3 protein-coding genes and 1 pseudogene are annotated in these 3,857 nt (G+C 64.4%); all 4 read right to left on the bottom strand.

Annotated features, from left to right (window positions below; translation table 11 throughout):
- Nucleotides 1-231 (bottom strand): annotated as a pseudogene (locus AC1DWI_RS16140) (SMP-30/gluconolactonase/LRE family protein); the annotation flags it as partial.
- A gap of 2 nt (nucleotides 232-233) precedes the next feature.
- A complete protein-coding gene (locus AC1DWI_RS16135) occupies nucleotides 234-1,220 on the bottom strand; it encodes an ABC transporter permease (protein ID WP_457282643.1) in 987 nt (328 codons plus the stop codon).
- Nucleotides 1,220-2,203, bottom strand: coding sequence for an ABC transporter permease (locus tag AC1DWI_RS16130; protein WP_477725207.1), 984 nt, complete (start codon nucleotides 2,201-2,203; stop codon nucleotides 1,220-1,222). Before AC1DWI_RS16130 ends, AC1DWI_RS16135 begins: the two co-directional genes overlap by 1 nt.
- Entirely contained in the window at nucleotides 2,200-3,735 is a 1,536-nt protein-coding gene (locus AC1DWI_RS16125) for a sugar ABC transporter ATP-binding protein (protein ID WP_477670186.1), read from the bottom strand. Before AC1DWI_RS16125 ends, AC1DWI_RS16130 begins: the two co-directional genes overlap by 4 nt.
- Nucleotides 3,736-3,857 lie beyond the last annotated feature (122 nt).

Here is a 3,857-nt window from a genome sequence, read left to right as displayed (position 1 = left end):
GCGAAACTCTACTACGTTGCCCTCGGCTGCGCCGTCGGGCACCCACCGCAGGACGCGGTTGTTGGGGATGTCGCTGAACAGCAGGAAGTCGCCGGCCGGAAAATACACGGGGCCCTCTGCCCAACGCGTGCCGGTGAAGAGCTTTTCTACAAACCCGTTCGGCGGAACCAGTCCGCGAAAACGCACATCGTGCAGCAGGAAATCGCCCCGGATGCCATAGCGGTCAGCCAAGATCACCTCACCCTGGCCGAACGGCCATACAGCAGCAGCATGCACAGGATCAGCGCGCCATAGATGATCTGGCGGCCCGCCTCGGGCATCTGCAGAACCGCAAGCACGCTTTGCAGCAGCACGATGAACACTACGCCTGCAACAGTGCCCAGGTAGCTGCCGCGGCCGCCCAGGATGTTGGTGCCGCCCAGCACGACCGCGGCGATCGCGGGCAGTACGTAGGGATCACCCATGGCCTGGTAGGCGTTAGCCGAGTAGCCGGCGAGCAGTATGCCGGCGAGCGCTGCCAGAGCCCCGCAGGCCACGAAGCACAGCACGATGACTTTGCCGGTGCGCACGCCGGACAGGTAGGCGGCGCGCTCGGTGTTGCCGATGATGTACACGTAGCGGCCGATGGCAGTGCGCGTCAGCACCAGGTAGAACAGCAATGAGACGGCCACCCAGGTCCACACGGCATTGGGCACGCCAAACGTCCTGCCGACGCCCAGTGCACGCATCAGCTCGGTAGCGCCGTGCACCGGTGCATGCCCGCCCGAGTAAAGGACCATCAGGCCCTGCAGCACAGCGTTCGCGCCCAGCGTGAAAATCATCGAAGGGATGCGCAGGATCGCCACCCCCAACCCATTGACCAGGCCGATCAGCGCGCCGCAGGCGATGCCTGCGGGGATCGCCCAGCCGGCGCCATAGGTGGCGCCCGCGGCGGCGGCCATCATTGCCCCRGTGGTGATGGTCCAGGGCACCGACAGGTCAATGTGGCCCAACAGGATGACGGCCATGAGCCCGGCGGCTGTGATGCCAAGGAAGGCGGCGATCTGCAGTTGCAGCAGCAGGTAGCCCGGCATCAGGAAGTTGCTGTTGACGACGCTGGCGGCCAGCAGAAGGGCCAGCGAACACAGGGCCACCATGGCCGGCGGATTCAACAGCAGTCTCTGAAACACACGCTTGCTGGTGGCGGAGGAGCGCGGAGTGTCAACGGAGAGGCTGGTCATCAGAACAGGTCCAGGCGGTTTCGCAGGCGAAGCACGTGCAGCGCGCCGACGCATACAGCCGCCAGGAGGATGAGTCCTTCGAACAGCGGCTGCCAAAGCGCAGGCGCATTGAACACGAACAGCAGGTCGCCAATGGTGCGCAACACGAAGGCACCCAACACCGATCCCACCATGCCCCCTGCGCCCCCATAGAGCGAGGTTCCGCCGATCACGACCGCCGCGATGGAATTGAGGGTGTACAGGCCCGCCTGCGGCGAGCTGGCCTCGCCCGACAGGGAGATCAGCGACAGCAGCAACCCGGCAAGCCCGGAAAGCAGTCCCGCGGCGGTGTACGCGATGAATTTGGCCCGCTGCGACGGAACGCCCGAAAGATAAGCCGCCTGCTCGGACGACCCCACGGCATAACAGGCGCGGCCGATGACCGTGCGCCTGAAGGGCATCCAGCCCAGCACGATGACCGCGGCCAGCAACACCAGCGTTGTGGGAATCGTGCCGAAGAGACGACCGGTCAGCGCGTCTGACAAGCCCTCGCTGACCTCCCCGCCCGGCGCAGGACGCAGCAGCAAGGCCAGGCCGAAGAACACTGCGCCCGTGGCGAGCGTGACGATGATCGGCTGCAGGCGCCCGAATACGACGATTGCACCATTCAGGGCACCGGCCGCCGCCCCGGAGGCCAATACCAGCACCACCCCGAGTGCCACTTGCCAAGGCGCACCGTTCACCACGACGGAGGCCAGGCAACTGGTGAGCACCATCACCATCCCCACGGAGAGGTCCRGGCCGCGCGTGATGACAGGCAGGGTCTGGGCCATCGCAACGATGGCCAGCAGCGCCGCCTTGTTCGAGGCCGTGGTGACGATGCCGACCGATATCGAGCGCGGATGCTCCAGCAGGTACAGCGAAAACATCAGGATGAACACCACCAGCGCACTCAGCGGACCACTGTTGCGGCGCAGCCCTCGCAGCCATTCTTCCCTGTTCATGTGACGGCCTCCGGTTCGGTTGAAGCGAGGGATACGTTGAGGGATGAGGCCACAATCGCCTGCTCGGTGATCTCCTCCCCGACAAGCGTGCGCACGATGCGTCCTTCGTACATGATCAGGATGCGGTCCGCCAGGCCGATCAGTTCTTCGTAGTCGGTGGAGTAGAGCAGGATGGCCACGCCCTGGGAAGCAAGCTGGCGCAGCAGGACATAGATTTCCTGCTTGGTGGCCACATCGATGCCGCGTGTGGGATCGTTCAGCAGGAGCACGCGCGGCTGGGTCATCAGCCACTTGGCGATCACCACCTTCTGCTGGTTGCCCCCGGACAAGGTCTGCACCGGGTCTTCCACGGAACCGATCTTGATGCGCAACTTGTCCACCATCTGCGCCACGGCCGCCTGCTCGCCCCCCGGGCTCAGCAAGCCGTAGCGCGTGAGCGCCTCCAGCTGGGCAAGGCTCGCATTCTCACGGATACTCATGGGCAAGACCAACCCTTCGGTCTTGCGATCCTCCGGGATGAGGGCGATCCCCAGTCCGGGTTGCTTGCATATGTGTGGCGCCAGATTGGTGACCGGTTGACCAAAAACCTCGATTTCGCCGTGCACACCCTTAAGCACGCCGAAAAGCGCCAGCAGCAATTCGCGCTGCCCCTGTCCGTCCAGCCCTCCCAAGCCGACAATCTCGCCTCGCAGAATCTCCAGCGAAATGTCCCGGAGGCTGGGCTCCCAGCTCAAGGACTTGACCGTGACAGCCGGTCGCGCATCCGTGGCCGGACCGGTCTTGGGCGGGTACGACTTGGCGACGTCACGACCGATCATGAGTTGCACCACTTCAGCGTCGGTCCGCGTGCCGTTGGCAAACGTGTCGACGCGGCGACCACTGCGAAAAACCGAACAGGTACCGGCGAGCGCCTTGACCTCGTGCATGCGGTGCGAGATGAACAGCGCTGCGACGCCCTGGTCTCGCAGACTGAAGAGCAGGCGGTACAGGCGTTCCACGTCTTCGCTGCTGAGGGCGGAGGTCGCCTCGTCCAGGATGAGCAGGCGCGGCTGCGCGCCTAGCGCCTTGGCAATTTCGACGACCTGCCGGCGGGATAGCGGCAGGTCGCGCACGCGGTCCATGGGATGGATGTCGCTGCAACCCAGCAGGGAAAGCAGCTCGGTAGCTCGCTCTTGTTGAGTCTTGGCGTCGATCAGGCCGTACTTCACCGGGGGCCTGGACAGGAAAATGTTGTCGCACACGGACAAGTCCGGGACCAGCGACAGCTCCTGGAACACACAAACGATACCGCGCTCGCGCGCGGAGTTCGGAGAGTCCAGCCGCAGTTCCTTGCCGTCCAGCAGGATACGGCCCGCGTCGGGCTGAACGACGCCGGCGATGATCTTGATCAAGGTCGACTTGCCGGCACCGTTCTCGCCCAGAACAGCGTGAATTTCACCTGCCGTACAAGCGAAGTCCGCGCTGTCAAGCGCACATACGCCGCCGTAGCGCTTGGTGATGCCCTGGAGTTCGAGCAAGGGTTTCTGGGTCACGGAAAGAAAAGCCTCCAAACAGGAAAAATGCCGGGCGCGGCCACACAGCCCGGCGTTAAAACTCCAAGGCTGATCTCAGGTATTTCCCTCGCTCTGCTTCATGATGTCCGGCGCCGTCAGGT

This window comes from Polaromonas sp. P3_C2 (genome assembly GCF_056402675.1).
The sequence above is the reverse complement of the archived record's forward strand: the minus strand, read 5'-3'. Positions and strand labels throughout refer to the sequence as shown.